24 protein-coding genes are annotated in these 24130 nt (G+C 63.2%); 13 read left to right on the top strand and 11 right to left on the bottom strand.

The features are described 5' to 3' along the window. Positions 1-19: 19 nt before the first annotated feature. The 8 genes from HU144_RS02385 (at position 20) to ltaE (ending at position 7429) form a co-directional block, all read left to right on the top strand. Entirely contained in the window at positions 20-958 is a 939-nt protein-coding gene (locus HU144_RS02385) for a LysR family transcriptional regulator (RefSeq protein ID WP_235349973.1), read from the top strand. A 38-nt stretch (positions 959-996) separates the two neighbouring features. Next, positions 997-3312, top strand: a complete 2316-nt coding sequence (locus HU144_RS02380; protein WP_235349972.1) for an MMPL family transporter — start codon at positions 997-999, stop codon at positions 3310-3312. Between the two features lie 88 nt (positions 3313-3400). Next, positions 3401-3793, top strand: a complete 393-nt coding sequence (locus HU144_RS02375) for a GNAT family N-acetyltransferase (protein ID WP_235349971.1) — start codon at positions 3401-3403, stop codon at positions 3791-3793. Between the two features lie 171 nt (positions 3794-3964). Continuing rightward, positions 3965-4408, top strand: coding sequence for a MarR family winged helix-turn-helix transcriptional regulator (locus HU144_RS02370; RefSeq protein ID WP_235349970.1), 444 nt, complete (start codon positions 3965-3967; stop codon positions 4406-4408). A 54-nt stretch (positions 4409-4462) separates the two neighbouring features. After that, complete coding sequence (locus tag HU144_RS02365) at positions 4463-5539, top strand: pirin family protein (RefSeq protein ID WP_235349969.1); 1077 nt, start codon at positions 4463-4465, stop codon at positions 5537-5539. Then, complete coding sequence (locus tag HU144_RS02360; protein ID WP_235349968.1) at positions 5536-5910, top strand: GNAT family N-acetyltransferase; 375 nt, start codon at positions 5536-5538, stop codon at positions 5908-5910. Before HU144_RS02365 ends, HU144_RS02360 begins: the two co-directional genes overlap by 4 nt. Before the next feature lie 3 nt (positions 5911-5913). Next, positions 5914-6396 (top strand): carboxymuconolactone decarboxylase family protein, encoded by a 483-nt coding sequence (locus HU144_RS02355; protein WP_235346372.1) that lies wholly within the window; start codon positions 5914-5916, stop codon positions 6394-6396. 4 nt (positions 6397-6400) lie between these two features. Beyond that, complete coding sequence (gene ltaE, locus HU144_RS02350; protein ID WP_235349967.1) at positions 6401-7429, top strand: low-specificity L-threonine aldolase; 1029 nt, start codon at positions 6401-6403, stop codon at positions 7427-7429. A 13-nt stretch (positions 7430-7442) separates the two neighbouring features. Here the strand turns inward: ltaE and HU144_RS02345 are convergent, their stop codons facing one another. Further along, positions 7443-8618: an MFS transporter gene (locus HU144_RS02345; protein ID WP_235349966.1), complete on the bottom strand. Its 1176-nt coding sequence runs from the start codon at positions 8616-8618 to the stop codon at positions 7443-7445. Between the two features lie 225 nt (positions 8619-8843). Continuing rightward, the gene (locus HU144_RS02340) at positions 8844-9620 is read right to left on the bottom strand and encodes a DUF4190 domain-containing protein (RefSeq protein WP_235349965.1); all 777 of its coding nucleotides are present in this window, start codon (positions 9618-9620) and stop codon (positions 8844-8846) included. A 251-nt stretch (positions 9621-9871) separates the two neighbouring features. On the opposite strand from HU144_RS02340, the gene HU144_RS02335 reads away from it, so the two are divergent. The 4 genes from HU144_RS02335 (at position 9872) to HU144_RS02320 (ending at position 14534) form a co-directional block, all read left to right on the top strand. Then, on the top strand, positions 9872-11179 hold the full coding sequence (locus tag HU144_RS02335; RefSeq protein ID WP_235349964.1) for an Nramp family divalent metal transporter: 1308 nt from the start codon (positions 9872-9874) through the stop codon (positions 11177-11179). A 103-nt stretch (positions 11180-11282) separates the two neighbouring features. Then, on the top strand, positions 11283-12242 hold the full coding sequence (locus HU144_RS02330; protein ID WP_009882177.1) for an alpha/beta hydrolase fold domain-containing protein: 960 nt from the start codon (positions 11283-11285) through the stop codon (positions 12240-12242). A gap of 15 nt (positions 12243-12257) precedes the next feature. After that, on the top strand, positions 12258-13439 hold the full coding sequence (locus tag HU144_RS02325; protein ID WP_009882178.1) for a serine hydrolase domain-containing protein: 1182 nt from the start codon (positions 12258-12260) through the stop codon (positions 13437-13439). Positions 13440-13499: 60 nt separating this feature from the next. After that, a complete protein-coding gene (locus HU144_RS02320; RefSeq protein WP_235349963.1) occupies positions 13500-14534 on the top strand; it encodes a helix-turn-helix domain-containing protein in 1035 nt (344 codons plus the stop codon). 9 nt (positions 14535-14543) lie between these two features. Here the strand turns inward: HU144_RS02320 and HU144_RS02315 are convergent, their stop codons facing one another. After that, positions 14544-15566, bottom strand: coding sequence for an aldo/keto reductase (locus HU144_RS02315; RefSeq protein WP_235349962.1), 1023 nt, complete (start codon positions 15564-15566; stop codon positions 14544-14546). Further along, a complete protein-coding gene (locus HU144_RS02310; RefSeq protein WP_235349961.1) occupies positions 15563-16048 on the bottom strand; it encodes a MerR family transcriptional regulator in 486 nt (161 codons plus the stop codon). The genes HU144_RS02315 and HU144_RS02310 overlap by 4 nt, the downstream gene beginning before the upstream one ends. Before the next feature lie 138 nt (positions 16049-16186). Between HU144_RS02310 and HU144_RS02305 the strand changes: the two genes are divergently transcribed. Next, entirely contained in the window at positions 16187-16750 is a 564-nt protein-coding gene (locus HU144_RS02305) for a dihydrofolate reductase family protein (protein ID WP_235349960.1), read from the top strand. Positions 16751-17179: 429 nt separating this feature from the next. Here the strand turns inward: HU144_RS02305 and HU144_RS02300 are convergent, their stop codons facing one another. The 7 genes from HU144_RS02300 to HU144_RS02270 all read right to left on the bottom strand — a co-directional run bounded on the left by HU144_RS02300 (position 17180) and on the right by HU144_RS02270 (position 24047). Beyond that, complete coding sequence (locus HU144_RS02300; RefSeq protein ID WP_235349959.1) at positions 17180-17452, bottom strand: DUF3263 domain-containing protein; 273 nt, start codon at positions 17450-17452, stop codon at positions 17180-17182. 79 nt (positions 17453-17531) lie between these two features. Next, complete coding sequence (locus tag HU144_RS02295; protein WP_235349958.1) at positions 17532-18566, bottom strand: CNNM domain-containing protein; 1035 nt, start codon at positions 18564-18566, stop codon at positions 17532-17534. Beyond that, positions 18563-19906 carry a hemolysin family protein gene (locus HU144_RS02290; protein ID WP_235349957.1) on the bottom strand — a complete coding sequence of 448 codons (1344 nt, stop codon included), beginning with the start codon at positions 19904-19906 and terminating at the stop codon, positions 18563-18565. Before HU144_RS02290 ends, HU144_RS02295 begins: the two co-directional genes overlap by 4 nt. A gap of 306 nt (positions 19907-20212) precedes the next feature. Continuing rightward, positions 20213-21499 carry a TRAP transporter large permease gene (locus tag HU144_RS02285; RefSeq protein ID WP_235349956.1) on the bottom strand — a complete coding sequence of 429 codons (1287 nt, stop codon included), beginning with the start codon at positions 21497-21499 and terminating at the stop codon, positions 20213-20215. Further along, positions 21499-22074, bottom strand: a complete 576-nt coding sequence (locus HU144_RS02280) for a TRAP transporter small permease (protein WP_235352639.1) — start codon at positions 22072-22074, stop codon at positions 21499-21501. The genes HU144_RS02285 and HU144_RS02280 overlap by 1 nt, the downstream gene beginning before the upstream one ends. A 2-nt stretch (positions 22075-22076) precedes the next feature. Next, positions 22077-23120 carry a TRAP transporter substrate-binding protein gene (locus HU144_RS02275; RefSeq protein WP_096160024.1) on the bottom strand — a complete coding sequence of 348 codons (1044 nt, stop codon included), beginning with the start codon at positions 23118-23120 and terminating at the stop codon, positions 22077-22079. Positions 23121-23366: 246 nt separating this feature from the next. Then, positions 23367-24047 carry a GntR family transcriptional regulator gene (locus HU144_RS02270; protein WP_164743140.1) on the bottom strand — a complete coding sequence of 227 codons (681 nt, stop codon included), beginning with the start codon at positions 24045-24047 and terminating at the stop codon, positions 23367-23369. Positions 24048-24130 lie beyond the last annotated feature (83 nt).

The following is a 24130-nucleotide window of genomic DNA, read 5'->3' as shown; positions in this document are numbered from 1 at the left end:
GTGGAAAACAGTCAAACAAATGTTTATGATCGATAGTATTAACAGAATTGCTTTAAGTCAGGTCGATCTCAACCTGCTCGTCGTGTTCCAAGCCCTCATGCAAGAGGGCAGCGTCACCCGAGCGGGGTACAAACTCAACCTCTCTCAGAGCGCGGTCAGTGCAGCCCTGGGGCGATTGCGAAAGCTCTTCGACGATCCGCTGTTTGAACGAAACCGCGGTGGAATGTCTCCGACGGCGAAGGCCCTTTCGCTGTCAGTGAGCCTCGGGCCGAGCCTGAGCAACATTGCCAGTGTGATCCTCGAGGAGGCGGAGTTCGAGCCATGGCAGAGTTCGCGAACCTTTCATCTGGCGATGTCTGACGACATCGAAGTCCTCTTCGGGCCGTGGATCGCCCGGCAGAAATTGGATCATAACTGGGGAGTGAACTTTGCTATCCACCAGACGAATAGTCAGCTGTGGCGTTCGACCTTGGATGCCCCCATCATTGATATCGTACTTACGACAACTCCGGCTCAGCTCTCGACCGAGGTGCAGGCAGAGCCGCTGTTTTCGGGTGACTATCGCTGCATCTACAACCAGAACCTACTTCGGCTCTCCAAGCCTCTGACTGAGCGAGAGTTCATCGAGACCCGGCATGTTCGGGTCTCTTATGACTCACAGCGCGGCTGGGTCGATGACGTCCTCTCCGTTATGGGGAAGAAACGCAATACCTTGTGCACTACCAGCCACTTCCTTGGTCTTGTCCCCATTCTGCGGGACCTGCCGGTGATTGCCACGATTCCGGAACCTGTCGCAATGTGGCTGGGAAAGATGCTCGATGTGCACGTGACGGAAGTGCCCATCAAGATGCCGCGGTTCACGATTTCCGCGATCTGGAAGACGGAGGTGGACGGTCTCATTGAGAACAATTGGATCCGTCAGATCCTCAAGAACTTCGTGCAGGCCCACGGGCTGTGAACGTCGAGGTGAAGCGTCTACTGGCGTAGTCTGAGACTATGCCCCGCCACCTGCTTACCAGCACCCCTCCGGAGCCGACCCCAGGCTCGATCCAGTCCCCAGCCGACACAACCCCAAGTGCAGGCAAAACCCACACCCGACCAATCCCCGCCCGCCGCTCACTCATCGCTCTCTTCGCCGTCCTCCTCGTCGCATGGGTGGCCATCGCGGGCGTCGGCGGTCCCTATTTCGGAAAGATCTCCGAGGTGGCCACGAACGATCGCTCATCGTTCCTGCCCGAATCGGCTGAGTCGACGAAGGCCCAGGCGCTCATCGATCAGTTCAGCGACCTGGACTATGTTCCGGCCATCGTCGTGCTCGAGAACAAGGACGGGGTCAGCGACAGCGACCGTCGCGATCTCGCGGACCTGACCGCGACGCTCGAGGACAAGGAGCTGCTCGCAGCCGATGCCTCACCGATCATCCCCTCCGAGGACGGTGATGCCCTTGAGCTCATCCTCCCGGTCTCCACGGACACCACGGCCGACGACGTCGAGCAGATCCGCTCGATCATCGCCGAGACATTCCCTATCGCAGCTGAAGCGGCAACCGTCGACGACGAGGCCAACGACGCCACCACCTCGGCGAATGTGCAGGTCACGGGTCCGGCTGGATTCTCCGCCGATCTCTCTGAGGCGTTCGCCGGCATCGACGGCATCCTTCTGCTCGTCGCGCTGATCGCGGTCTTCGTCATCCTCATCATCGTCTACCGTTCACCGCTGCTTCCGGTCATCGTGCTCTTCACCTCGGTGGCGGCGCTGTCGGCCTCGATCTTCGTCATCTGGCACCTCGCCGATGCCGGGATCCTGCTCATCAACGGCCAGGTCCAGGGCATTCTCTTCATCCTCGTCGTCGGTGCGACCACCGACTACTCCCTCCTCGTCGTCGCCCGTTTCCGCGATGCGCTGCTGACCGAACGCGACCGCGTCCGGGCCGGACTCAAAGCGCTCAAAGGCGTCCTTGAGCCGATCGCAGCATCGGGTGGCACTGTCATCGCCGGTCTCCTCGTCCTCCTGCTGACCGACTTGGCCTCGACCCGAGCTCTTGGCCCCGTGGCGGCGATCGGCATCCTCGTGGCGATGTGTGCGGCACTGACATTCCTGCCTGCCGCCCTCATCGTCATCGGCCGCGCTGTCTTCTGGCCCTTCCTCCCGAAGGTCCGCACGGAGAGGACCGCTGCACCGAAGAAGGGCGTGTGGAACCGCATCGCCGAGGTGGTCGCCCGGCGTCCGCGGGCAATCTGGATCGGTCTCGTCATCCTCCTCGCACTGCCGCTGCTGGCCTTCCCGCAGTTCAAGGCCTCCGGAGTGGCGCAGAGTGACTTCGTCCTCGGCGAATCCCAGGCCCGCGATGGCCAGGACGTCCTCGCCGAACATTTCCCCGGCGGTTCCGGTTCGCCGACTCAGATCGTCGTGGCCGACGGCCAGCTCAAGGAGGCAGCGCAGGCCGTCGGCAGCCTCGGCGGGGTCGAATCGATGACCGTCGTCGCCAATGACGTCCCGAGCGGGACCATCGCCATCGACGACGAAGGCACTCTCCAGTCACCCCAGGGCGGGGGAGGACCGGACGCGGCCGAGGCGCCGCAGTCGTCCCCACCGGCACCCACCGAGGTCGACGGGCAGGTCCTGCTCGAGGTCACCCTGTCCGATGCGGCCGACTCACTCGCGGCCGAGGACACCGTCACCTCGATCCGCGACGCCGTCCATGATGTCGACGCCCAGGCCCTCGTGGGCGGGGAGACAGCCGTCGACCTCGACACGAACACCACCGCCGAGGCGGACCGGACCCTGGCGATCCCGCTCATCCTCCTCGTCATCACCGTCATCCTCATCCTGCTGCTGAGGTCCCTCCTCGCTCCGCTGCTGCTGGTGGCGCTGACGGTTCTGTCCTTCGGCACCGCACTCGGCGTCTCCGCCTTGGTGTTCAACCACATCATCGGATTCTCCGGAGCCGACCCTTCGGTGCCGCTGTACGCGTTCGTCTTCCTCGTGGCGCTGGGCATCGATTACAACATCTTCCTCATGTCCAGGGTCCGTGAGGAATCGCTGCGATTCGGCACCCGCAAGGGCGTGCTCTCCGGGCTCGTCGCGACCGGCGGGGTCATCACTTCGGCGGGGATTGTCCTCGCCGCGACCTTCGCGGCACTCGCGGTCATCCCGGTCATGTTCCTGTTCCAGCTCGCCTTCATCGTCACCTTCGGAGTCCTGCTCGACGCGATCCTCGTGCGTTCGCTCGTGGTCCCGGCACTCGTCCACGACATCGGGCGAAGCGTCTGGTGGCCGTGGCGGAAGCGCATTCCGATCGACGACGCGTAGGCGAGCCCGAAGCGATTCCCGCAGGGGGATGGGCAGGGCCGCCTCACGCATGCACAATGGAAGTGATGCCGATCGAGGAGGCTGGAACATGTCTGAAACAGTGCAGGATTCCACCGGAGCCAGGGTCAGAGTGGAACACGATGAGCAGAACTCGGCGTTCGTGGTCAGAGACGACTCAGGTGAGGTGGCCGGACGAGCCCATTACCTCGTCGGTCCCGGGCCAGGTGCCGAAGCCGGAGCGGGGACCGAGAGGATCATGTATCACACGGAAGTCGGCGAGGAATTCTCCGGTCGTGGCCTGGCGAAGATCCTCGTCTCCCACACGCTCAAGGAGAGCAGCGACAGCATGAAGACGGTGGTGCCTGTCTGTCCGCTGTTCGCCGAACGCCTCAAAGAGCACGGCAACGACTTCCTCGCCATCGGCGGCCGTTTCCGCTGGGCCACCGAGGCTGACCTGGAGTATGTGAAGCAGAACGTCTGACCCGGTCACACCCGGCCCTCGCCGTCCATTGCTGCGTCCGGAGTGACCCTGGACTTCGGCATCCGACTGTGGAATTGTTGTTGATGCAACAAATTGTGCAGATGCGCCGAGCCGAACCGTCGGTTCGACCGCGATTCATGATGGGGTGCCGAGATGACCAGGGGACGATCCATGGAGCTGCCTGGCGCCATCGGGGTCTGGCGACGCATGCTGGAGACGCAAGCGGACCTCGTCGATGCCTTGGAGACCCGGTTCCGAGCCGATCACGGCCTCACCGCCACCGAGTTCGACGTCCTCGTCAACATTCCCTCGACGACCACGATCCGTCACCGTGAGCTGCTGGATGAGATCGTGCTCAGCCGCAGCGCACTCTCACGCCTGCTGCGCCGCCTGGAGACGCGCGGACTGGTCTGCCAGTCAGCCGATTCCGCCGATCAGCGCGGTGTGTGCGTAGCGCTGACACCCGAAGGGCTGAGACTGAAACGCGATTCCGCACGCACCAATGCCGATGTCGTCCGGGCCGCCTTTTCCGCACTCACGGAGGACAACCTCGGCGAGCTTCTCCGACTGATCGACAGGATCCATCCGCAACCGACAGAGCCCATCGAGCAATGACGACACATCAGGCAGTGACCGCCGAGGTGGTTCGGCAGTGAGAAGGAGACCGCAATGAGCAACGTCGAAGCTCAACCGGACCAAGTGGTCTGCCGGGCAGGCGGCCTGCCCGGACCGCAATGCGATGTGCAGGGCCGAGCCCCGGTCGAGGTCATCACGGCCAGGGACGTCCCCCTCGGCGGGCCCCGGGCGATGACCGTGCGCCGGACTCTGCCGCAGCGGCAACGGTCGCTCATCGGCCCGTGGTGTTTCGTCGACCACTACGGTCCCGACGACGTGGGGCTTTCGGGCATGGACGTCGCCCCTCACCCGCATACGGGTCTGCAGACCGTGAGCTGGCTCTTCGACGGTGCCATCGAGCACATCGACTCCGGTGGGCACACCGGGCTCGTGCTGCCCGGGGAGGTCAACCTCATGACTGCCGGCCGCGGCATCTGCCACTCCGAGGTCTCGACGGCGTCCACCTCGACCCTCCACGGTGTGCAGCTGTGGCTGGCCCTGCCCGAGAGCTCCCGCCATCAGAAAGCACGCGAATTCGAGCACTTCGCGCCCGAGGCCACTCGTTTCGACGGAGGCGAATTCCTCGTCTTCCTCGGTGAGCTGTGGGGTTCGTCCTCACCGGTGAGCACCCATTCGCCACTCCTCGGCGCGGAGATCCGCCTGGACCCCGGCGCGAGCATCGACCTGCCCATCGATGAGACTTTCGAACACGGCGTCCTCGTCGACTCCGGTGACATCGCCGTCGAGAACGTTCCGCTGCCGGTCAATGCAATCGGCTACACCGGGGTCGGAATCACAGAAATGCGGATCAGCAACCGCGGAGAGTCTACGGCCAGGATCGTCCTCCTCGGCGGGGAACCCTTCCCCGAACAGATCGTCATGTGGTGGAACTTCGTGGGCCGCACCCACGAGGAGATCAGCCGGTTCCGGCAGGAATGGCAGGACGAGGGGGACCGGTTCGGCGAAGTCGAGGGATACGTCGGCAAAGGCGGGCCCGGAGCCAATGCCGAGGGTCTCGGAAGGCTTCCCGCGCCGAGGCTGCCCGACGTGACCATCAAAGCGCGTAGAAATCCGCCGCCGCAGGTCCAGGGCGGGCCCGAAACCACAGCGAAGAAGGAGACAGAACAATGAGCGAAGCACTCAAGGATTCGACCGGCGCACCCGTGCGCGTGGACCTCGACGAACAGGGCCAGTCCTACGTCATCACCGTCGAGGACGAGAAAGTCGCCGGGCACGCCTACTTCCTGCCCGGACCGGAGGCCGAGTCCGAGCGGATCTTCTACCACACGGTCGTCGACGAAGCCTTCGGCGGACGTGGACTCTCCAAGGTCCTCCTCGCCCAGGCGCTGGCTGACAGCCGAGAGAAGGGCGTGACGGTCGTGCCGGTCTGCCCCCTGTTCGTCAAGAAGCTCAATGAGACCGGCGACGACTACGTGGCCGAAGGCGGTCGTTTCCGCAAGGCCACCGGAGCAGACATCGACCTCGTCAAACGGGAGGCTTGAACGGTGGCAGGAGTCAACGTCAATCGTCCCTACATCGACAAGGCCCACCCCGAGGTCTACAAATCCATGGTCCAGGCCGCGGCCGCCTCGCGGAAGGCCGCGCGAGCCGCGGGCCTGAGCGATGGACTCCTCGAACTGGTCAACATGCGGGTCTCCCAGATCAACGGATGCCGCACGTGCTTGAGCATCCACGCCCCGGCCGCCAGGAAGGCCGGCGTCGACGAGATCAAACTCGACGTGCTTCCGACGTGGCGTGAGGCAGAGATCTTCGACGATCAGGAGAAGGCCGCACTGCTTCTGGCTGAGACACTGACCATCATCGACAAAGCCGCCGATCGTGATGCGATCGCCACCGAGGCTGGTGAGTTTCTCTCCGCAGAGCAGATTTCCGCGGTCGAATGGACCGTGATCCTTATCAACTCGTTCAACCGCATCTCGATCGCCAGCAACCACCCGGTCGCCCACCCCCGGAAGGCGGAGGTCTGAGCGCATGAACGCAACAGATGGTCCGCGGGTCGATTTCCGCTCAGACACCGTGACCAAACCCAGCGCCGGAATGCGCAAGGCCATGGCCGACGCCGAGGTGGGCGATGCGGTCTACGACGAAGATCCGACGACCAACCGGCTCGAGGCCATGACCGCCGAAATCCTCGGCAAGGAAGCGGGACTGTTCTTCCCATCGGCCACGCAGGCCAACCTCGCCGGGATCATGGCCCACTGCGGACGCGGCGATGAGTACATCGTCGGCCAGACCGCGCACGCCTACCGCGACGAAGGTGGGGGAGCAGCGGTCCTGGGATCGATCCAACCGCAGCCATTGCCCAACGAACCCGACGGCATCATCGAATTGGATGCAATCACCTCGGCGATCAAGCCCGATGACTTCCACAATCCGATCACCCGGCTGCTGACGGTGGAGAACACCTTCAACGGTCGCCTTCTGCCCGAGGACTACGTGAAGGATGCGACCGAGCTGGCGCGCAGCCACGGATTGTCGACCCACCTCGACGGGGCGCGAATGATGAACGCGGCCGTGGCCGCGGACAGCGGACCTTCATCCGTCGCGGGTGACTTCGACTCGGCCACTCTGTGTCTGTCGAAGGGCCTCGGCGCACCCGTCGGTGCTGTCTTCGCCGGTCCCAGAGACCTTGTTCATCGAGCCAAGCGCATCCGCAAGCTGCTCGGCGGCGGAATGCGCCAGACCGGGGTGCTCGCTGCAGCCGGGATCTATGCGCTCGAGAACAACGTGAACCGTCTGCGTGAGGATCACGATCGGGCAGATCGTCTCTCCGAAATGTTCAAGGACTTTCCCGAACTCGGTGCCGGTGAGGCGCGGACCAACATGGTCTTCCTCTCCCCCGACGGCGTCGACATGCCCGCCTTCGCAGCCTTCCTCGCCGAACGCGGCATCATCACCGGTGCCGGACACGGAAAGCCGCGGTGGGTCACGCACCTGGACATCGACGATGAAGCGATCGAGCGAGTTCGCAGGGCGTGCAAGGACTACTTCGGTCGGTAGTCTCTTCGACCGCTCAGCCGTTCCGCGGTCCGGCGAAGGTGCGGCGGCTGATGACGATGGTGAACGTGAGCCCGAGTGCCACGAGGCCGGTCATCGCGAACAGCAGCGTCCACTGGTCGTTGTCGCCGAGAGTGCCTCCGACCGATGTGCCCAGTGCACTGCCGGCGAACAGGCCTCCTGCGAAGAGCGCGACGACGGTTCCGCGCGCCCGCGGGAGGACGGCCGTGGCCCAGGTCTGCAGCGAGGAATGCTGGAAGGACCAGGTTGCTCCGAGCAGGAGTGCGGCGATGATGACTGTCAGCGTGGACAGGTGAACGGTGAGGACGGCGAATCCGATCACGGTCGCCGCGCCGCCGATGACCATGAGCCGGGGCATGCTCAGCCTGCGGCTGAGTACCTTGACCATGCGGCTGGTGAGGATGACGCCGACTCCATAGGCCGCAGTGGCAAGACCTGCGACTGCCGCGCCGACTCCCTGAGATTGCAGTGCTGGTGCGAGCAGGGTCAGAACGCCGAGGACCACAGCGCCTTCCATGAACGCCAGACTGATGACGATGAGGACCCAGCGGTTGGTCACCGCCGCCTGGAGGGTTGAGATGACTCCGCTCTGCTCCTCGCGGGCGGGTTCGCGCAGTCGCCGAAGACCGAAGACACAGCTCACGGCCAGAACCGCGGGAATGGCGAAGACGATTCGCCAATCGGCGAAGTGCGCGAGGACCCCGGCCAGCGCTGTGGCACTGGCAGTTCCGAGGGCGATCGCGGCCATGAGATCGGTCAGCGCCGGCTGGCGATGAGCGTCGGCGACGGTGTCCCCGACATAGGTCATGGACGTGGGAACGATTGCTCCGTAGAACGCACCCGATAAGGCGCGAGCGATGACGAGGATCGTCAGGGTCGGCGCGAAGGTCGCGACCACTCCTGCCGCCGCCGCGGCAATCAGAGTCGCTTTCATCAGTGGGATGCGCCCGATGCGATCGGAGAGCACTCCCCAGACGGGTTGGCTGATGCCATAGGCCAGGAAATAGGAGCTGGCGATCGTCAGTGCCTGAGTCAGAGTCGCTCCCAGATCGGCCGCGACGAGAACGATCAGGGGACTGATCGCGAAACGGTCGAAGCTGCTGACGAACGCGGCTAAGGAGACGGGCACCGGAGGCCGCGTCGGGCCTGGTGGGACAGCGACAGTACTCACGCTGGACTACTGTACTCCGAGCGGGGCAGACGTCTGACGGCGATCTCCGCTGCCAGGCCCGCGCCAACCGGGAGAGCCGTGGAGCAATTGTGGTTCACAACGACCTCGGGCCGCTAGGTCGAATTGGACCCTGAGGTCAGGAGGTCATTGGCCGAATCGACATTCTGAGCCTACAGAAGGGGCTCGGTTCAGAAAGACAGAATCGCCTTCAGGCAAGTAGCTGGGCTATCGCTCAGTGATCCAGGCACCGCGTTCACTACTGAAGCTGAAAAGCCCCTCGCTGATGAGGATGTACTGGCCGTCTTCGCCGTTATCTTCGAAGCAGACATCCCCCTCGGCGGTTCCGCCTGGCGCGATCTCACCGCTGTTCAGCGAGTCACCACCCGAGATGCTTTGGTCTTTGATGTCTCCCGACGGATACTGCAATTTCCAGTCGAAGACGTTGTAGCTGACTTCAGAGTCTCCGTCGTTTTTGAGAACGACTTTCGAACACACGAGATTGCCGAACGTATCGTTCTTGGGCGTGACCTCGGAGGCGGTGATCTTCACTCCTCGTATGGCCAGCTCTTCGCCTGCTTTGCCCACTACGTCGTCTTCAGTTTGACCGGGGAACGCGTCGAATTCCGACTCCTCTTGCTGAGCTCTTGCGCTATCTCCATCGGCGACGGGGGCGGAAGTGGTTGTGGAGTCCTCCGAACCCAGTGAGCCGATGAAGGCGCCGGTCGCGATGCTCGACGTCAGAGCAAGAAGAATGGCGAGGGCCGATGCGACGAGGCCGAAGATGGTCATGACCTTGTTGGTCGCGACTCGTTTTGAAACACGAACTAGACCGATGATACCGAAAATTACACCCAGGAGGCCCAAAGGTATTGAAGTGAACAAAGAGACGAATGGTATGAATCCCATGAGGAGCGCGATGATGCCGAGGACCAGCGCAGTGACGCCAAATCCGTTCTTCGGTTGGGGTTGCAGCTGGACAGGGTATGGCTGGTAGTACGTCAAGAGATTTTCCTTCAAGCTCGGAAGCTCCGACCCGGAGTCATATCTAGATCATAGATGTAGTACCTGCGGTGGTCTGACCATATTCAGCCACGGTTCGATAACTTTCGTATCGACTGTGGGAGTTTCGTTTCCTGAGACTTGTATCCCGACATGAGGCAGGATCGGCCATACTCACCTGAGCAGACGACGCCCGGACGAACGACGCCAGTGCCGTCGTCGACGAACACACGTGAAGGAGCCTCACCCCGCCTATGTCCGCCGACACGACACCGCAGACCAAGGGCGCCACCTCGGCGCCGGCAACATTGACCGGACGGCTGCGGCTCATCGGCCCCGGCATCGTCCTTGCCCTGGCCAGCGTCGGTGCCTCGGACATGATCACGACGATGAACTCGGGTGCCGAATACGGGCTCGCACTCATCTGGGTCTTCACCGTCGGCATCATCCTCAAGTTCGTTCTCTCCGAGGCGGTCTCCCGACTGCAGATGAGCGACGACCGATCGTTGCAGTCGCACCTGACCTCATTCGGCGGGCGGCTGTTCCCTTCCCTGTTCCTCGTTGCCGAGCTGCTCGTCGGTCTCTTCTTCGGTGCGGGCGTCATCGCGGTGACGACGAACATTCTGCAGGCGCTCTTCCCGGTGCTGCCGTTCTGGCCGACCGCGGTCGTCGTGCTGCTTTCGGCCGCGATCCTCGTCGGCATCGGACGCTATGGGTTGGTGGAGAAGGCGATGATCGGCTTCGGCATCATCATGTTCTTCGGAATCGTTGCGCTGGCGATCTCAGTGTTCCAGGGGCAGGAAGCTCAGGCGGTGGCTGTGGAGACTGTGGCCCCGACGTTCCCGAACGGGTCGATCATCACCGTCATGTCACTCATCGGCGGGGTCGGCGGAGCCACCGGAATCCTTGCCTACTCCTACTGGATCCGGGAGAAGTCCTGGCGCAGTGCGGACTGGAAACCAGTGGTGCGCATCGATCTGCTCATCAGCTACAGTCTCGTCTTCGTCTTCGCCGTGGGGATGAGCGCGGTGGGAGCGTTCATCCTCTATGGCCAGGGCTTCACGATCTCTGATAACGACTCGCTGTTCGCCATTGCCGACAGTCTGGTCTCACGCATCGGCGAACCGGGGCGGATCGTCTTCCTCATCAGCTTCCTCGCCGTCGTCTACACGAGCGTGCTCGGCGGGTTCTCCGGCATCGCCTATGTCACCGCCGACTGCATTCGCGTGCTGCGACGGTACCCGCATCAGGACGAGTCCGAGTTCGACATGTCGGCGAAGTCCATCGAGTTCCGCGGGGCTATCGTCTACCTCAGCATCGCGACACTGGTGATCATGGGGCTGGGCAAACCGGTGACCCTCGTCCTCGTCTACGCCGCGATCAGCGCATTCATCCTGCCCGTGCTCGCCGCCGCGTTGTTGGTCATCCTCAACCGTTCATCGGTGCCGGCGGCGCTGCGGAACAAGGAGGTGTCGAATGTGCTGCTGACGATCTGCTTCCTGCTGTTCGGCTTCCTCGCCGTCCTCCAGGTCAAGGAGTCGGTGATGGGGCTACTGGGCTGAGGCGAGGCTGGGAAACCCAACCCGACAATTGGCGGGTGAAGGATCGGTAATCGCGTTGTCGTGGCGGTAGCGGCACCGAGTCGGAGTCTGCATACTTAGAGACATGACACGACGACGGTCACGATTCGACGCGGAACTTGCCGCGAGTCTGTCCGTCGTCGGTGGGGTCTTCCCGCCGACCATCACCCCGTCTCTCATCGATTTCATGCGCATCTCCTATGCGTCCGAGCCTCTCGCGGAGACTCTCAAGGGGCGCAGTGTCGAACATTCAGAACATCAGGTGATCGGACACCATGGCGAGGCGATCACCGTGTCGGTCTTCAGGCGCGCGGGTGACACGGGGCGCCGCCCCACGATCGTCTACGCCCATTCCGGTGGACTGATGTTCGGTGACCGCTTCAGCGCACTCGGACTCAACCTCGACTGGGTCGAGCGCATCGGGGCCATCCTCATCAGTCCCGAATACCGCCTCGCCCCCGAATTCCAGGATCCCTACGCCCGTGAGGACATGTACGCCAGCCTGGAGTGGACGGCTGAGAATGCCGAGCGTCTCGGGGTCGACCTCGACCGACTCATCGTCGCCGGCGCCAGTGCCGGTGGGGGACTGGCCGCAGGGATGGCGCTCGCCGCCCGCGACCGCGGGGGTCCGAAGCTGCGCGGTCAGCTGCTCATCTACCCGATGCTCGATGATCGCGGGATCACCGCCTCGACCAACCAATTCGACGGCATCGGTGTCTGGGACCGGGTGAGCAACGAGACCGGCTGGCAGGCGATGCTCGGCGATGACTATCGCACAGAAGCCGTCTTGCCCTACATCGCGCCATCACGCGCCCACGATCTCTCCGACCTGCCGCCGGCCTACATTGACGTCGGTTCGGCAGAGATCTTCCGCGACGAAGCCGTTGCCTACGCCTCGGCGCTGTGGAACGACGGCAGTGAGGCGGAGCTGCACGTCTGGCCCGGAGGCTTCCACGCCTTCGACATCTTCGCCGCCCATACACACCTTGCGCAAGGAATGATCAGTACCCGAATGGCCTGGATCGAGAAGGTCCTGGCCGACTGACCGAAAGGCACAACCATGTCCCAGAACCGAGCTGTCAATGATGCCGTTGCTCGTGTGGCCTCAGAGAAGGTCGAGAGCGGCGGGGTCCCCGGCGTCGTCGCCGGAGTCACCACCGACAAGGAGACGATCAGTCTCACCTCCGCAGGAGTCCGCTCGCTTAACGATCCGCAGCCGATGACCACCGATTCGGTGTTCATGATCTTCTCCACGACTAAGGCGCTGACCGGCACGGTGGCTCTGCAGCTGGTGGAGTCGGGCGACCTCGACCTCGACGCACCGGCCCGCGAATATGCCCCCGGCCTGGCCGATGTGCAGGTCATCGAGGGCTTCGACGTCGATGGCTCCCCGATTCTGCGGGCTCCGGCAAGCGAACCGACGACCAAGCAGCTGCTGCTGCACACGGCGGGATTCGGCTACGACTTCTTCAACGAGAAGTATGAGCGCCTTGCCCGTGAGCAGGGCCAGCCGAGCATCGTCAGCAGCACCAAGCAGGCCCTGCAGACGCCGCTGCTCTTCGACCCAGGCACCCAATGGGAGTACGGATCGAACATGGACTGGGTCGGTCAGGTCATCGAAGGCATCACCGGAACCACCCTGGGTCAGGCGATGCAGACTCGGGTCCTCGACCCGCTGGGGATGAAGGACAGCAGCTTCCGGACATCGGCGTCGATGCGGCAGCGGCAGGCGACGATGCACCAGCGCACCGACGGTCAACTGGCCGCCACCGACTTCATGCTGCCCGAGCCGGAGGTGGAGATGGGAGGTCACGGCCTCTTCTCGACCGTCGACGACTACCTCACGTTCATCAGGATGTGGCTCAATGACGGTCAGGCAGACGATGGCACCGTCGTTCTACGCCCCGAAACGGTGGACCTGGCCACCAAGAACCACCTCGGCGATCTCAAGGTGAAGATGCTGCCCGGTGTCATCCCGAGTCTGTCCAACGATGCGGAGTTCTTCCCCGGCATGCCGAAGTCGTGGGGGTACACGTTCATGATCAACGAGGAGGACGCGCCGACCGGGCGTCCGGCAGGAGCCGTAGCCTGGGCGGGACTTGCCAACCTCTTCTACTGGATCGATCGGGAGAACAACATCGGCGGCTACTGGGCGACGCAGATCTTCCCCTTCGCGGACCCGGCATCGGTCGGGGGCTACCTCGAGATGGAGACAGCGGTCTACGATGCTCTGAAGGGCTGATTCGCATCGCGGTGCGAATCGACTCCGCGATGAGACGAACACCCGCAAGGAGGCGATGACGTGCAGGAACTGTTGGGTCGCATAGCCAACCTGGACCCCCAGGCGAGTCTTGGCCTGCGCGTCATCGCCTGCTTCGACGAACTCATGGTCGGCGAGGTCAATTCCCGTGCCCTCGCCGCGGCCGCCGCGGCCCTTGCCGGCTGCCCGGCAGGGTTTCGCAACGGCGACAGGAGCAGACAGCTGCGCATCGATCCGTCAGGGAGCCCGGGCGCGGGTGCCCGCCCCGCCGAGGTGAGCGCACTGGTCCTGCCGGATGCCTCCGAGGTCTGGCTCGAGAGAGAGGGGCAAACCCTGCCGAACGACGACCTCATCCTCGAACGGTTCGGCCTGGCCATCGGGGTGAGGTTCGGATTCGAACGACAGCAGCTGGAGACTCCGCGGGACGTGGCGCTCGCATTGGACACCACCGCGCCCACCGAGGAGCGGGTTGCCGCGGCGGTTCGGCTCGGACTCGTGACCGGACACGGGTACCGGGTGCTCGTCGCTCCGTTGTTTGCCGTCTTCGACAGACGTCCCGCCGGTCCCACCGATGTCGTCGCCAGCGAGTACGGCGCCCTGCAGGTCCTCATCGTCGCCGACCAAGCTGAGAACATCGCCGTGACACCGGCTGGCCTTGGCCCCGTCGGCTTGATCGGCGACCTGCCCCGTTCGCTGCGCGCCGCCGTGGTGGCACTGCGTCTCAGCCGTCCTCCCGAGGAGGGCCTCGTGCGCGCGGAGAACTTCGGCGGCCTCGTCGAACTGCTCGCCGAATCGCCCGACGCTGTCGACCCCGATGCCGCCCGCATCGACGAGATCATGGAAGCACCCTGGGCGGAGTCGACGGTGCGTGTTGTCCTCGAGGCACCGACGATCAGGCAGGCGGCCAGAGACCTCGGTCTCCATCACAGCACCGTGCAGGGCAGAGTCGAGCAGCTCGCTCGCTGCCTCGGCTACGACCCGCTCACCGGGTACAACAGAACCCGGTTGGGCATCAGCGTGCTCAGGTGGCGGCTGCGCAACTCCCACGTCCTCGAACTTCCCGGGCCTGTGGGCTGAAGGCTGGCACTACTCCCTCCCGGAGCTGATCCACGTCGGATTGTTGACGATGTTACGGCTGCCCTCGACCAATGACCGGATGGAATCGAGCTGAGTCATGTCATCGGTGTCGAGACGCAGATCCACGGCCCCAAGGTTCTCCAGCGCACGCTCGGGTTTGCGCGAGCCGGGAATCGGAACGGCGGAGACTCCCATCTGGGCGGCGCGGTGGAGGAGCCAGGCCAGTGCGACCTGAGCGTTGGTGGCGTCGTGACGTCGAGCCACCTCGGCGACGATCTCGACGATCTTCTGATTGGCATCCCACGCCTCGCCCATGCGGGAAGTACCGCCGCGGAAGTCGCCGGCGACCTGCTCCTTGGTCAGCGTGCCGGTGAGGAAGCCGCGGCCCAGGGGGCTGTAGGGCACGAAGCCGACCCCGAGCTCGGCACAGGCAGGAACGACACGGTCCTCGACGTCGCGAGACCATAGGCTCCACTCGGACTGGAGAGCGGCGATCGGGTGGACCGCGTGCGCTCGCCGCAGCTCCTCGGAGGTGACCTCCGAGAGGCCGATGTGGCGGATTTTGCCCGCCTCGACCAGCTCGGCCATGGCGCCGACGGTGTCCTCGATCGGCACATCGGGATCTGGTCGATGGTGGTAGTAGAGGTCGATCGTCTCCACGCCGAGGCGGGCCAACGATGCATCGCAGGCTGAGCGAGCATATTCCGGGCGTCCGTCGGTGCGCTTAGCCGCGGTATCCGTCCCGTCCCTGGGAGCGGTGATTCCGAACTTCGTGGCCAACTGGACCTCGTCGCGGCGCTTGGCCAAGAACGGTGCGAGCATCTCTTCGTTCGTTCCGGCCGGTCCGGAAGCGCCCTCGCGGGGTTTGCCGTAGACGTCGGAGGTGTCGAGGAACGTGATGCCAGCGTCGACGGCCGCACTCAGTGTGTCGCGTGCTGCGTCATCGGTGGTGCCGCCGTAGACGTGGGACAAAGCCATGCAGCCGAAGCCGATGGGGGAGACGGTGAGGTCGCCGAGGTGAGTGGTGGTCATGATGGATCTCCTACTGAGGCGGTTGTACGTGATGGGATAGTGGCCGTTGTTGAGTCGTCGCTGGCTGTGCCTGCGTATTTGGCGATCTTGTAGTCCGTGGTGGTCAGGGCCAGCTCCAGTTCGTGGATCTGGGTGAGAATGTGTTCTCGTTGGTCGACCATGATCTGCAGACGCTGCGGTGTCGTTGCCTCCCCGGCTCGGACCAGTTCAACATAGCGCTTGAGCTGGCTGATGCCCATGCCGGAGGTGCGCATGCGCACGAGGAAGTCCAGGCGTTCGACGGTCGCCGAATCGTAGACCCTGTGCCCGGAATGGGATCGGGCCACTTCAAGCAGGCCGGCCCGCTCGTAGTAGCGGGCGGTGTGCGCCGTGATGCCGAGGAGTTCGCTGACCTCGGAGATCGAGAGAACCTTCTCGGGATCGACCGACAGAGCCTGCCTCAGATCTGCAGGGCGTGAGGTGTCTGCCGTGTGCTGGGTCATGGAAACAAACCTACGACTGTGAGTGCACTCTAAGTCAAGGGGTACGGGAGAAACTCAGCGCGAGCCTCAGATAGCGGTGCCTGAGTACCGCCGGCTTTTCCTTGATTGTCCTCGCTTGCCTCTGGGATACTTGACCCTATGTCCGCGTCGCAGCAGTCACTCCGTGCCGTCGTCTTTCTTGGGCTGAGTGTCGATGGCCGCATTGCGCGGCCGGATGGGGACCTGGAGTGGCTGACCAGCCGCGGCGAAGCAGCCGGGGATGCGGGATTCACGCCCTTCGTCGAGTCAGTCGACGCGGTGGTGATGGGCCGGAAGACCTACGAGGTCATCGCATCTATCCAAGACTGGCCCTACCTCGGTCGCCCGATCCATGTGATCAGTACGACCCTTGCCGCAGACGCCGACGCTCGCATCACCGTGCACCGATCGCCCGAGGCGGCCATTGACGCACTGCAAAGGGATGGATGCAAGCGCGTCTACGTCGACGGAGGGGCGACTGTTCGGTGGTTCCTTGCCGCGAAGCTGGTCGACGAGCTCACGCTCTCCCAGGTACCTGTGCTCATCGGCGATGGGCCGTCACTGTTCGGGCCACTTGGCGGAGATGTGGATCTCGAGCACGTGCGCACCACAGTCCTCGGCGGCGGGATGGTCCAGACGACCTACCGCGTCTTAGGCGGACCAACGCCTCACTCGTCCGAGTAGATCACGTTGATCGAGAAGTCACTCCCGGAGTGGGGAAAGACTCTAGTGGTGATGCAATGGGCTGCGAGTGGGAGTCTTGTGGCACCACGTTGCTTCTGGCGATGTAAAGGCAAATCTCGTTCACACCAATCAGAAAGACTCCTGATGCCAACAGAGCGGCGCCAGCTACGGTCACCCCGGTCAAGAGAAGGATGATTCCCGCAACCAGGAGCGGGTAGCTCAAGCCGGTGAGCAGGACCGAACGACGAGCGGGTTCACTCATTCTTACTGATCACAGACCTCGATTGTGTACGTGGTGGCGAGTGCGAGCTCTCTCAAGCTTCAACCAATCCGAGCGGAACATTCCGCTCACAGTCCTGACCGCGAACCCGCAGGAACTCTGCTCAGACTCGATTCAGATCAGCCTACTAGCTTCTAAGTTCCTCGCACTCACTGAAATGCGCGGTTCTTCCACCGCCCGTGCCGTCGTTCGAAAGCAAACCTCTCCGCCCTCAGATGCCTGACTCGATTCACGACGTCTGGGGCGTAGCTATAGGCCGCATCCGTATCGACAAGCCCCTCCAGCACGACGGTGTACTTATCGAGTGGCAACTCGATATGCCGACACAGCGCATCGCGAGCAGCTGACGTGTGCTTTGTCTTCTCCAGATCGAGAATCATACGGTCATGCGCGGAGAGTTCGTTCACGGTGCCGGGGACCATACGGGCCAGTGTCGCATATTGACCATAAGGCCGACGCGGACGAGCGATCCAGGCTCGAAGATCGCCGAGGTGGTGAACCCTAGGATCCGGCACCACGTCTGCCGGAATCGTCTGCCGAGAGCAGATAGCTGAGCACGTCGGTGACCGTGACCACCGCATGGCTGCCATCAGATCGCTCGACCAGTGCCAGCTGTGTTCCTGCATCCTTCATTGCTCCGAAGGCGCGGCCGACGGTCATGGTTGCTGGCAGGACTTCGACCGGGCGGGTCACCTCGGTGATGGTGTCTCCTCCGGCGAGACCGAGGACATCGCGGACATGGACCACGTGAGTCGGTGGCTGCTCAGACACGGTGTGCACGAGGATGCGTCGGTGGCGATCGCGCTGTGCGGCGTCTCGTACCTGAGCCACTGTCGCATCCGGTCCGACAGCAGTCGGATTCCCGCGCTTCGCCACCAGTTCGCCGAGGCTGAGCTGAGTCAGCTCGAGAGCACCGAGCAGTGCATCCGAGGACTCCCGTTCGATAGTCCCCGCCTGCGCCGAATGGCGCAGCAGCTCGCGCAGGTCATCAGAGGTGTGGCCCTGATCGACCTCGTCGACGGGTTCGACGCCGACGAGTCGCAGGCAGGCGTTGGCCGCGTTGTTGAGCACGTGGAGCAGGGGCCGGGTGAGGAACATGAACGCCCGCATTGGCAGCGCGAGTAGGATCGCGGAGCGCTCCGGGTGGGCCACAGCCCACGACTTCGGGGCCATCTCACCGACGACGAGATGGAGGAACGTGACGATGATGAGGGCGAGGATGAATCCGGTGAGGTCGGCGATCCACAGCGGCAGACCCAGAGCCTCGGCGACCGGCGTGATCCAATGATGAACCGCGGGCTTCGTGATCGCACCCAGTGCCAGTGTGCACGCCGTGATGCCCAGCTGGGAACCGGCGAGGAGGACGGAGAGCTCGGTGGAGCTGCGCAGCGCCGCTCTGGCCGAGCGGCTGTCGGCCGCTGCATCTTCCAGCCGGTGGCGTTTGGCGGCGATGAGGGCGAATTCCACGGCGACGAAGAACGCGCTGAGGCCGATGAAGAGGACAGTGAGGGTGACGATGCCCCAGGGGTTGCTCATCGCTGAACCTCGATTCCGATCCGCAGCTGGGAGGGTACATGGGAGGACACCTCGAGGACGTCGACGGTGAGCCTGACCGGACTCGGCGCTCGTGTGCCGGCGAGCTCGGCTGGGTCGACCGGCAAGGTGATCTCGATCCGGTCACCGACCTCGGGGAAGCCCTTGGCCTCTTCGATGACAAGGCCTGAAAGCGTCTGCGCCGAGGTGGCGGGCAGGTCGCGTTCGAGCGCGCGGGAGAGCTCGTCGAGGGGCATCGCCCCCGGAGCCGTCCAGGTGCCGTCATCATCTGCGACGATCTCCTCGATCGCCTCATCGTGTTCGTCGACGATGTCACCGACGAGTTCCTCGCCGAGGTCCTCGACCGTGACGATGCCGGAGAACCCTCCGTACTCATCGACGACGCAGCCCATCTGGGCCCGGTTCTCAGTCAAGGTGCGCACGGCGTCGGGCAGGGGCAGGGACTCGGGAACGAAGACCGGCGATTTGAGCAAGGGACGCAGATCGTCTCCGTCAGCGGCGGAGAGGACGTCGAGGAGATCGATCGTGCCCACCACTTCCTCGGCGTCGTTGAGTACCGGGTACCGGGAATGACCGGTCTGCATGAGGGTTCGCACCTGATGAAGCGGCGTGTCCTCGCGGATGACGTCGACCCGTGAGCGGGGCACGGTGGCGTGGTCGACGCTCTGTTGTGGGAAGTCGAGGATGCGGTCGAGGATAAGGGAATCTTCGTCGACGAGATCCCCACTCTGTCGTGAGTCCGCGACGATATGTTTGAGATCGCGACGGGTCGCGGAGTGGTCGACATCGTGGACAGGTTCGATCCCGAGGACCTTGAGCAGGGCGTTCGAAGCCTTGTCGAAGATCGTGATGAGCCAACCGAATACGGCGAGATAGATCGCAGTCGATCGCGCAAGCCAGATAGCCAGGGGCTCAGGCCGGGCGATCGCGAGGTTCTTCGGAAACAGTTCACCGAAGACCATCTGGATGATCGTCGCCACGGCCAGGGCGAGCACAGTGCCGATGACGACTCCGGTGCCGGTGGGGATCGCGGTCCCGCCGAGGGCCTCACCGACGGCAGTGCCGATGAGGGGTTCGGCGACATAGCCGACCAGCAGTCCGGTGACAGTGATACCCAGCTGAGCACCGGAGAGCATAAACGAGGTGCGGCGAGTGATCGATTGAGCGCGCTCGGCGGCTTTGTCACCGGCGGCCGACCGGGCAGCCAGGCGAGAACGGTCGACGGCCATATAGGCGAATTCCTGGGCCACGAAGTAGCCGGTGGCCACTGTGATGAGCAGGACGACGAGCAGGCCGATGAGAAGCGAGAGAAGCCAGGTCAACGGAGTTCACCTGCCCGCGCGGGGTGTTGCTGAGGTCTGATACTGCCAATGATGTCCCAGCCGGGACTTCGATAGTCGTCCATGTTCCTTCCGGAAGTCTGCATGTAGGCGGCTGACTACGATTATCCAGATGAAAGCTGGCAGCGCGCTGTGGGTGGGTGCTGCGACGAGGTGACGACTCTCGCCACGCTTCTATGACCACTGAACACTTGTGGTGCAGGTGGCCAGTTTGCAAACTGGCCACCTGCACCACAAGTGATCGATCGTCCTCGGGCCCTACGTCCTCGGGCCCTACGTCCTCGGGCCCTACGACCCCACGAATGCCGTGGCGAAGAACGGAACGAACGTCACCAGCGCCAGAGCAGCCAGCAGCACCAATGCACTCGGGATGGCTGCCTTGGCGACCTTCATTACGCTCATACCCGACATGCCGGAAGCCACGAACAGGTTGAGTCCCAGCGGCGGCGTGATCATGCCGATCTCCAGGTTCATCACGACGATGATGCCGAAGTGGATCGGGTCGATGCCCAGCTCCATGGCGATCGGCAGCAGGATCGGGGCGAGGATGAGGATCGCCGACGACGTCTCCATCACACAGCCCACGAACAGCAGCAGGATGTTGACGAGGATGAGGAACTGCCAGGGCTGCAGGTCCCAAGCTGTGATCGTCTCCGAGATCGACCCTGGGATCCGCTCACTGGCGAGGACGAAGGTGAAGAGGATGCCGTTGGCGATGATGAACATGACCATGGCCGAGGTCTTCACCGAAGACAGCGTGACTTCCCACAGCTGCGAGATCTTGATCTCGCGGTAGATGACCAGGGACACCACCAGGGAGTAGGCGACCGCGACGGCCGCCGCCTCGGTGGGGGTGAACCAGCCTGAGTAGATTCCGCCCAGAACCAGGAACGGCAGCGCCAGGGCCAGGATCGCGTCACGGAATGCCTTGAGCTTGTCCACATTCGACATCCGGAAGCCTTCCCCGGCGTTGCCGTAACCGTTCTTCCAGGCCACGAACACGGCCATGCCCAGCAGCATGACTCCGGCGAGGATTCCCGGCAGAATGCCGGCGAGGAACAGGTCACCGATGTTCTGCTCGGTGGCGATGCCGAAGACGATGAGCGGGATCGACGGTGGAATGAGGATGCCCAAGGACCCCGAGGTGGCCACGAGTCCGGTGGAGAACTCCTTCGGGTATCCGTTCTTGATCATGGCCGGGATCATCAGCGCCCCGACGGCCACGACCGTGGCAGGTGATGAACCGGAGACCGCTGCGAAGAACATACAGGCAAGCACCGTGGTGATCGCCATGCCCCCGCGCAGGTGCCCGACCATCGCGGCACCGAAGTCGGTCAGGCGCCGCGAGATTCCACCGCGGGACATGATGTTGGCCGCGAGGATGAAGAACGGGATCGCCATCAGCGGGAACGAGTTCAGCGCGTTGAAGAGCCGTTCCGAGACCTGGGTCATCGGAATGAGCGTGAAGTAGTAGAAGTAGACGAGGCTGGTCAGGCCCAAGGCCACCGCGATGGGCGCCGAGGTGATGAGCAGCAGGATGAGGACAGCAATGAGGACGAACGTTGCTTCGAGCATCAGCGATCCCCTTCCTTCGTATCGTCGTCATCGATGGCGATGTCGTTCACGTCGATGCCGACTGCCGCGGCTTCCTCAGCGAACACGTCCTTGTCGAGCTCTTCGGCCGGGGCCTTGATCGCTCGGATGAGCATTTCGGCGGCGCGGATGAAGAACAGCGTCATGCCGATCGCCAGTGAGAGTTCGACGACCCACAGCGGCAGCTTGAGCGCCGGGGTGATCGTCGTGCGCGAGAAGGGTTCGCTGATCAGTGCCCAGGACAGGTAGGCGATGAAGCCCGCATAGATGAGAGTCATCAGGCCGCCGAGGACGACGAAGAACTTCTTCTTCTTGCCCTTGAGCAGCGTCGGCATGATGTCCACGGCCACGTGCTCGTTGTGGCGCAGGGTCACGACCGCACCGAAGAAGGTCGAGCAGATGATGAGATAGATGATGGCCTCTTCGGACCAGAAGAGCACGTCTCCGGTGATATTGCGCAGGAGCACTGCGAAGACCGCGAGTGCTGTGGCGCCGATGAGACTGGCGCCGGCCAGGAAGTTCTCGACCCGGCTCAGATACTTGTCGAAGGTCTTCATCGTCACTCACGTTCCTTGTCGCGCTGCAGGAGCTCGTCGACGACCTCAGGTCCGATGACATCGCTGTACTTCTCGTACTCGGATGGCACGACCATGTCCTTGAACGACTGACGTTCTTCCTTCGTAGGCACCACGATCTTCGTGCCCCCGGACTCCTCGATGAGCCGCTTGGATTCCGCGTTGACCTTCTGTGCTTCCTTGCGGTTGAACTCGGAGGCTTCATCGGCAGATTCGTCGACGACGGCCTGCAGGTCATCGGGCAGTTCGTCATACCAGCGCTTGTTCACGGTGAGGATGTAGCCGATGTAACCGTGATTGAGTTCGGTGACGTACTTCTGGACGGTGTGCATCTTCTGCGACTCGATGTTCGAGTATGTGTTCTCACCACCGTCGATGAGTCCCTGCTGAAGTCCGTTGTAGACCTCGGCGAAGGCCAGGGGCGACGGGATTCCGCCCCAGGTCTCGAACTGAGTGCGCAGCACGTCCGAAGGTTGGATGCGATACTTCTTGCCCTTCATGTCATCCGGGGACAGCGTCGCATTGTTCGAATGGATCTGCTTCATTCCCGAATCCCACAGGCCCAGAACCTTCAGTCCATTGGCCTCGAGGTCGGGGTTAGCGTAGATGGCCTTGCCGATCTCGGTGTCGGGACTGACGATCTCCGGGATCTCATCCGGGTGATCGAAAATGAACGGCAAGTCGAGAACCTGCAGGCTCGGCGCGATCGTCGTGAACTTCGCGCTCGCCGGGGCGAGCATCTGCACGGCGTTGGACTGCAGCGCCTGCATCTCGTCCTTGTCGCCGTAGAGTTCCGAGTTCGGGAACACCTCGACCTGGATGCGGCCATCGGACTTCTCTTCGATCTGCTTGGCGAAGAAGTCGGCGGCGAGTCCCTTCGGCGTGCTCGTCGAAGTCACATGGGCGAAGCGCAGTTCGAACTTCTCCTGCTTGCCGCTGCGCGCGGGATTGCACCCGCTCAGGGCCAGCAGGCAGATCGACAGGCAGGCAACCAGCGGTTTCCACCTGGGTCGTCGTATCGACGTCATCGTCAGCTCCAGTAATCGAGACCAGTGTCATGTCAGTCTCCGAGGTGACCAGTGCAGACATCGCAGTCTGCTGCACAATGCACGGCAACGTGCCTTGGCGGTGCGCTGAGTCACACAAGGAGTCAAACGATTTGAGCTTAGACGAGAATCAGTCGATTTCCAATATTATCTACCAAAGAATGCATTATTTCTTGAGATGTGGGAATCCAAGGGCGATGGATACAGAGAACGGGGGAGTGGGGCTGCTCAGTCCGCGTCGAAATCGAAGGGGTCGGAGATCGGCTCACCGGCCGTGGACTCGGCCAGGCGCAGGAATCCATTGGTGATGTGATCGCCGAGGTGCTTCGCCGCAGCGTCCGGATCGATGCGTTTCACAGCATCGACGATGGCCTGGTGCTCACTGTGGACCTGATTGAGTCGGTCCGAACTGTCGAGGGTGAGATCCCAGGGAAAGGCCCGCCACCGGGTGGCGATGTCATCGCGCAGGGCCGGGAGTCCGCACCGATCGTAGAAGAAGAAGTGGAACTCCTCGTTGCGGGTGTTGCGGCCCATGGCATCGCCCTCTTCGCTGGCGGAGTCCAGTGCCTCGAGGAGCTTCTCGGCCTGGCGCAGCTCGTGACGGGAGATCCGGGTCGTGGCGCGGGCGATGGCGAAGGTCTCGGTCAGTTTGCGTGTGACGAAGAGAGATTTGAGGCGGTCGACGTCGACGCCGGCCACGCGCACGCCGCGATGGGCCTCGGAGGATACGAGGCCTTCGGATTCGAGGATGCGCAAGGCTTCGCGGACAGGAGTGATCGAGGCCTTGAACCATTCGGCGACCTCGTCCTGACGCAGTCGTTCACCGCGTTCGAGCTCGCGGCCGAGGATCTTCCGACGCAGGCCCAGGACGATCTTGTCCCGCTTCGTCGATGCTGATTCCTGCTCCACTCCACAGCCTTCCGTCGCCGCTCGTCGTGCCTCGCCAATTGCCTTCGCTTCGTGAAGTGTATCCCGCTGCAAGGTTTCAGCGT

It is taken from the genome of Brevibacterium sp. UCMA 11752, from assembly GCF_021532235.1.
Classification (GTDB): domain Bacteria; phylum Actinomycetota; class Actinomycetes; order Actinomycetales; family Brevibacteriaceae; genus Brevibacterium; species Brevibacterium antiquum.
The sequence above is the reverse complement of the archived record's forward strand: the minus strand, read 5'-3'. Positions and strand labels throughout refer to the sequence as shown.

What these genes read in the sequence shown, in the direction of transcription:
- HU144_RS02385 (WP_235349973.1), top strand. Translation starts at nt 20, where the DNA reads ATGTTTATGATCGATAGTATTAACAGAATTGCTTTAAGTCAGGTCGAT.
- HU144_RS02380 (WP_235349972.1), top strand. Translation starts at nt 997, where the DNA reads ATGCCCCGCCACCTGCTTACCAGCACCCCTCCGGAGCCGACCCCAGGC.
- HU144_RS02375 (WP_235349971.1), top strand. Translation starts at nt 3,401, where the DNA reads ATGTCTGAAACAGTGCAGGATTCCACCGGAGCCAGGGTCAGAGTGGAA.
- HU144_RS02370 (WP_235349970.1), top strand. Translation starts at nt 3,965, where the DNA reads ATGGAGCTGCCTGGCGCCATCGGGGTCTGGCGACGCATGCTGGAGACG.
- HU144_RS02365 (WP_235349969.1), top strand. Translation starts at nt 4,463, where the DNA reads ATGAGCAACGTCGAAGCTCAACCGGACCAAGTGGTCTGCCGGGCAGGC.
- HU144_RS02360 (WP_235349968.1), top strand. Translation starts at nt 5,536, where the DNA reads ATGAGCGAAGCACTCAAGGATTCGACCGGCGCACCCGTGCGCGTGGAC.
- ltaE (WP_235349967.1), top strand. Translation starts at nt 6,401, where the DNA reads ATGAACGCAACAGATGGTCCGCGGGTCGATTTCCGCTCAGACACCGTG.
- HU144_RS02335 (WP_235349964.1), top strand. Translation starts at nt 9,872, where the DNA reads ATGTCCGCCGACACGACACCGCAGACCAAGGGCGCCACCTCGGCGCCG.
- HU144_RS02330 (WP_009882177.1), top strand. Translation starts at nt 11,283, where the DNA reads ATGACACGACGACGGTCACGATTCGACGCGGAACTTGCCGCGAGTCTG.
- HU144_RS02325 (WP_009882178.1), top strand. Translation starts at nt 12,258, where the DNA reads ATGTCCCAGAACCGAGCTGTCAATGATGCCGTTGCTCGTGTGGCCTCA.
- HU144_RS02315 (WP_235349962.1), bottom strand. Translation starts at nt 15,566, where the DNA reads ATGACCACCACTCACCTCGGCGACCTCACCGTCTCCCCCATCGGCTTC.
- HU144_RS02310 (WP_235349961.1), bottom strand. Translation starts at nt 16,048, where the DNA reads ATGACCCAGCACACGGCAGACACCTCACGCCCTGCAGATCTGAGGCAG.
- HU144_RS02305 (WP_235349960.1), top strand. Translation starts at nt 16,187, where the DNA reads ATGTCCGCGTCGCAGCAGTCACTCCGTGCCGTCGTCTTTCTTGGGCTG.
- HU144_RS02300 (WP_235349959.1), bottom strand. Translation starts at nt 17,452, where the DNA reads ATGGTCCCCGGCACCGTGAACGAACTCTCCGCGCATGACCGTATGATT.
- HU144_RS02295 (WP_235349958.1), bottom strand. Translation starts at nt 18,566, where the DNA reads ATGAGCAACCCCTGGGGCATCGTCACCCTCACTGTCCTCTTCATCGGC.
- HU144_RS02285 (WP_235349956.1), bottom strand. Translation starts at nt 21,499, where the DNA reads ATGCTCGAAGCAACGTTCGTCCTCATTGCTGTCCTCATCCTGCTGCTC.
- HU144_RS02280 (WP_235352639.1), bottom strand. Translation starts at nt 22,074, where the DNA reads ATGAAGACCTTCGACAAGTATCTGAGCCGGGTCGAGAACTTCCTGGCC.
- HU144_RS02275 (WP_096160024.1), bottom strand. Translation starts at nt 23,120, where the DNA reads ATGACGTCGATACGACGACCCAGGTGGAAACCGCTGGTTGCCTGCCTG.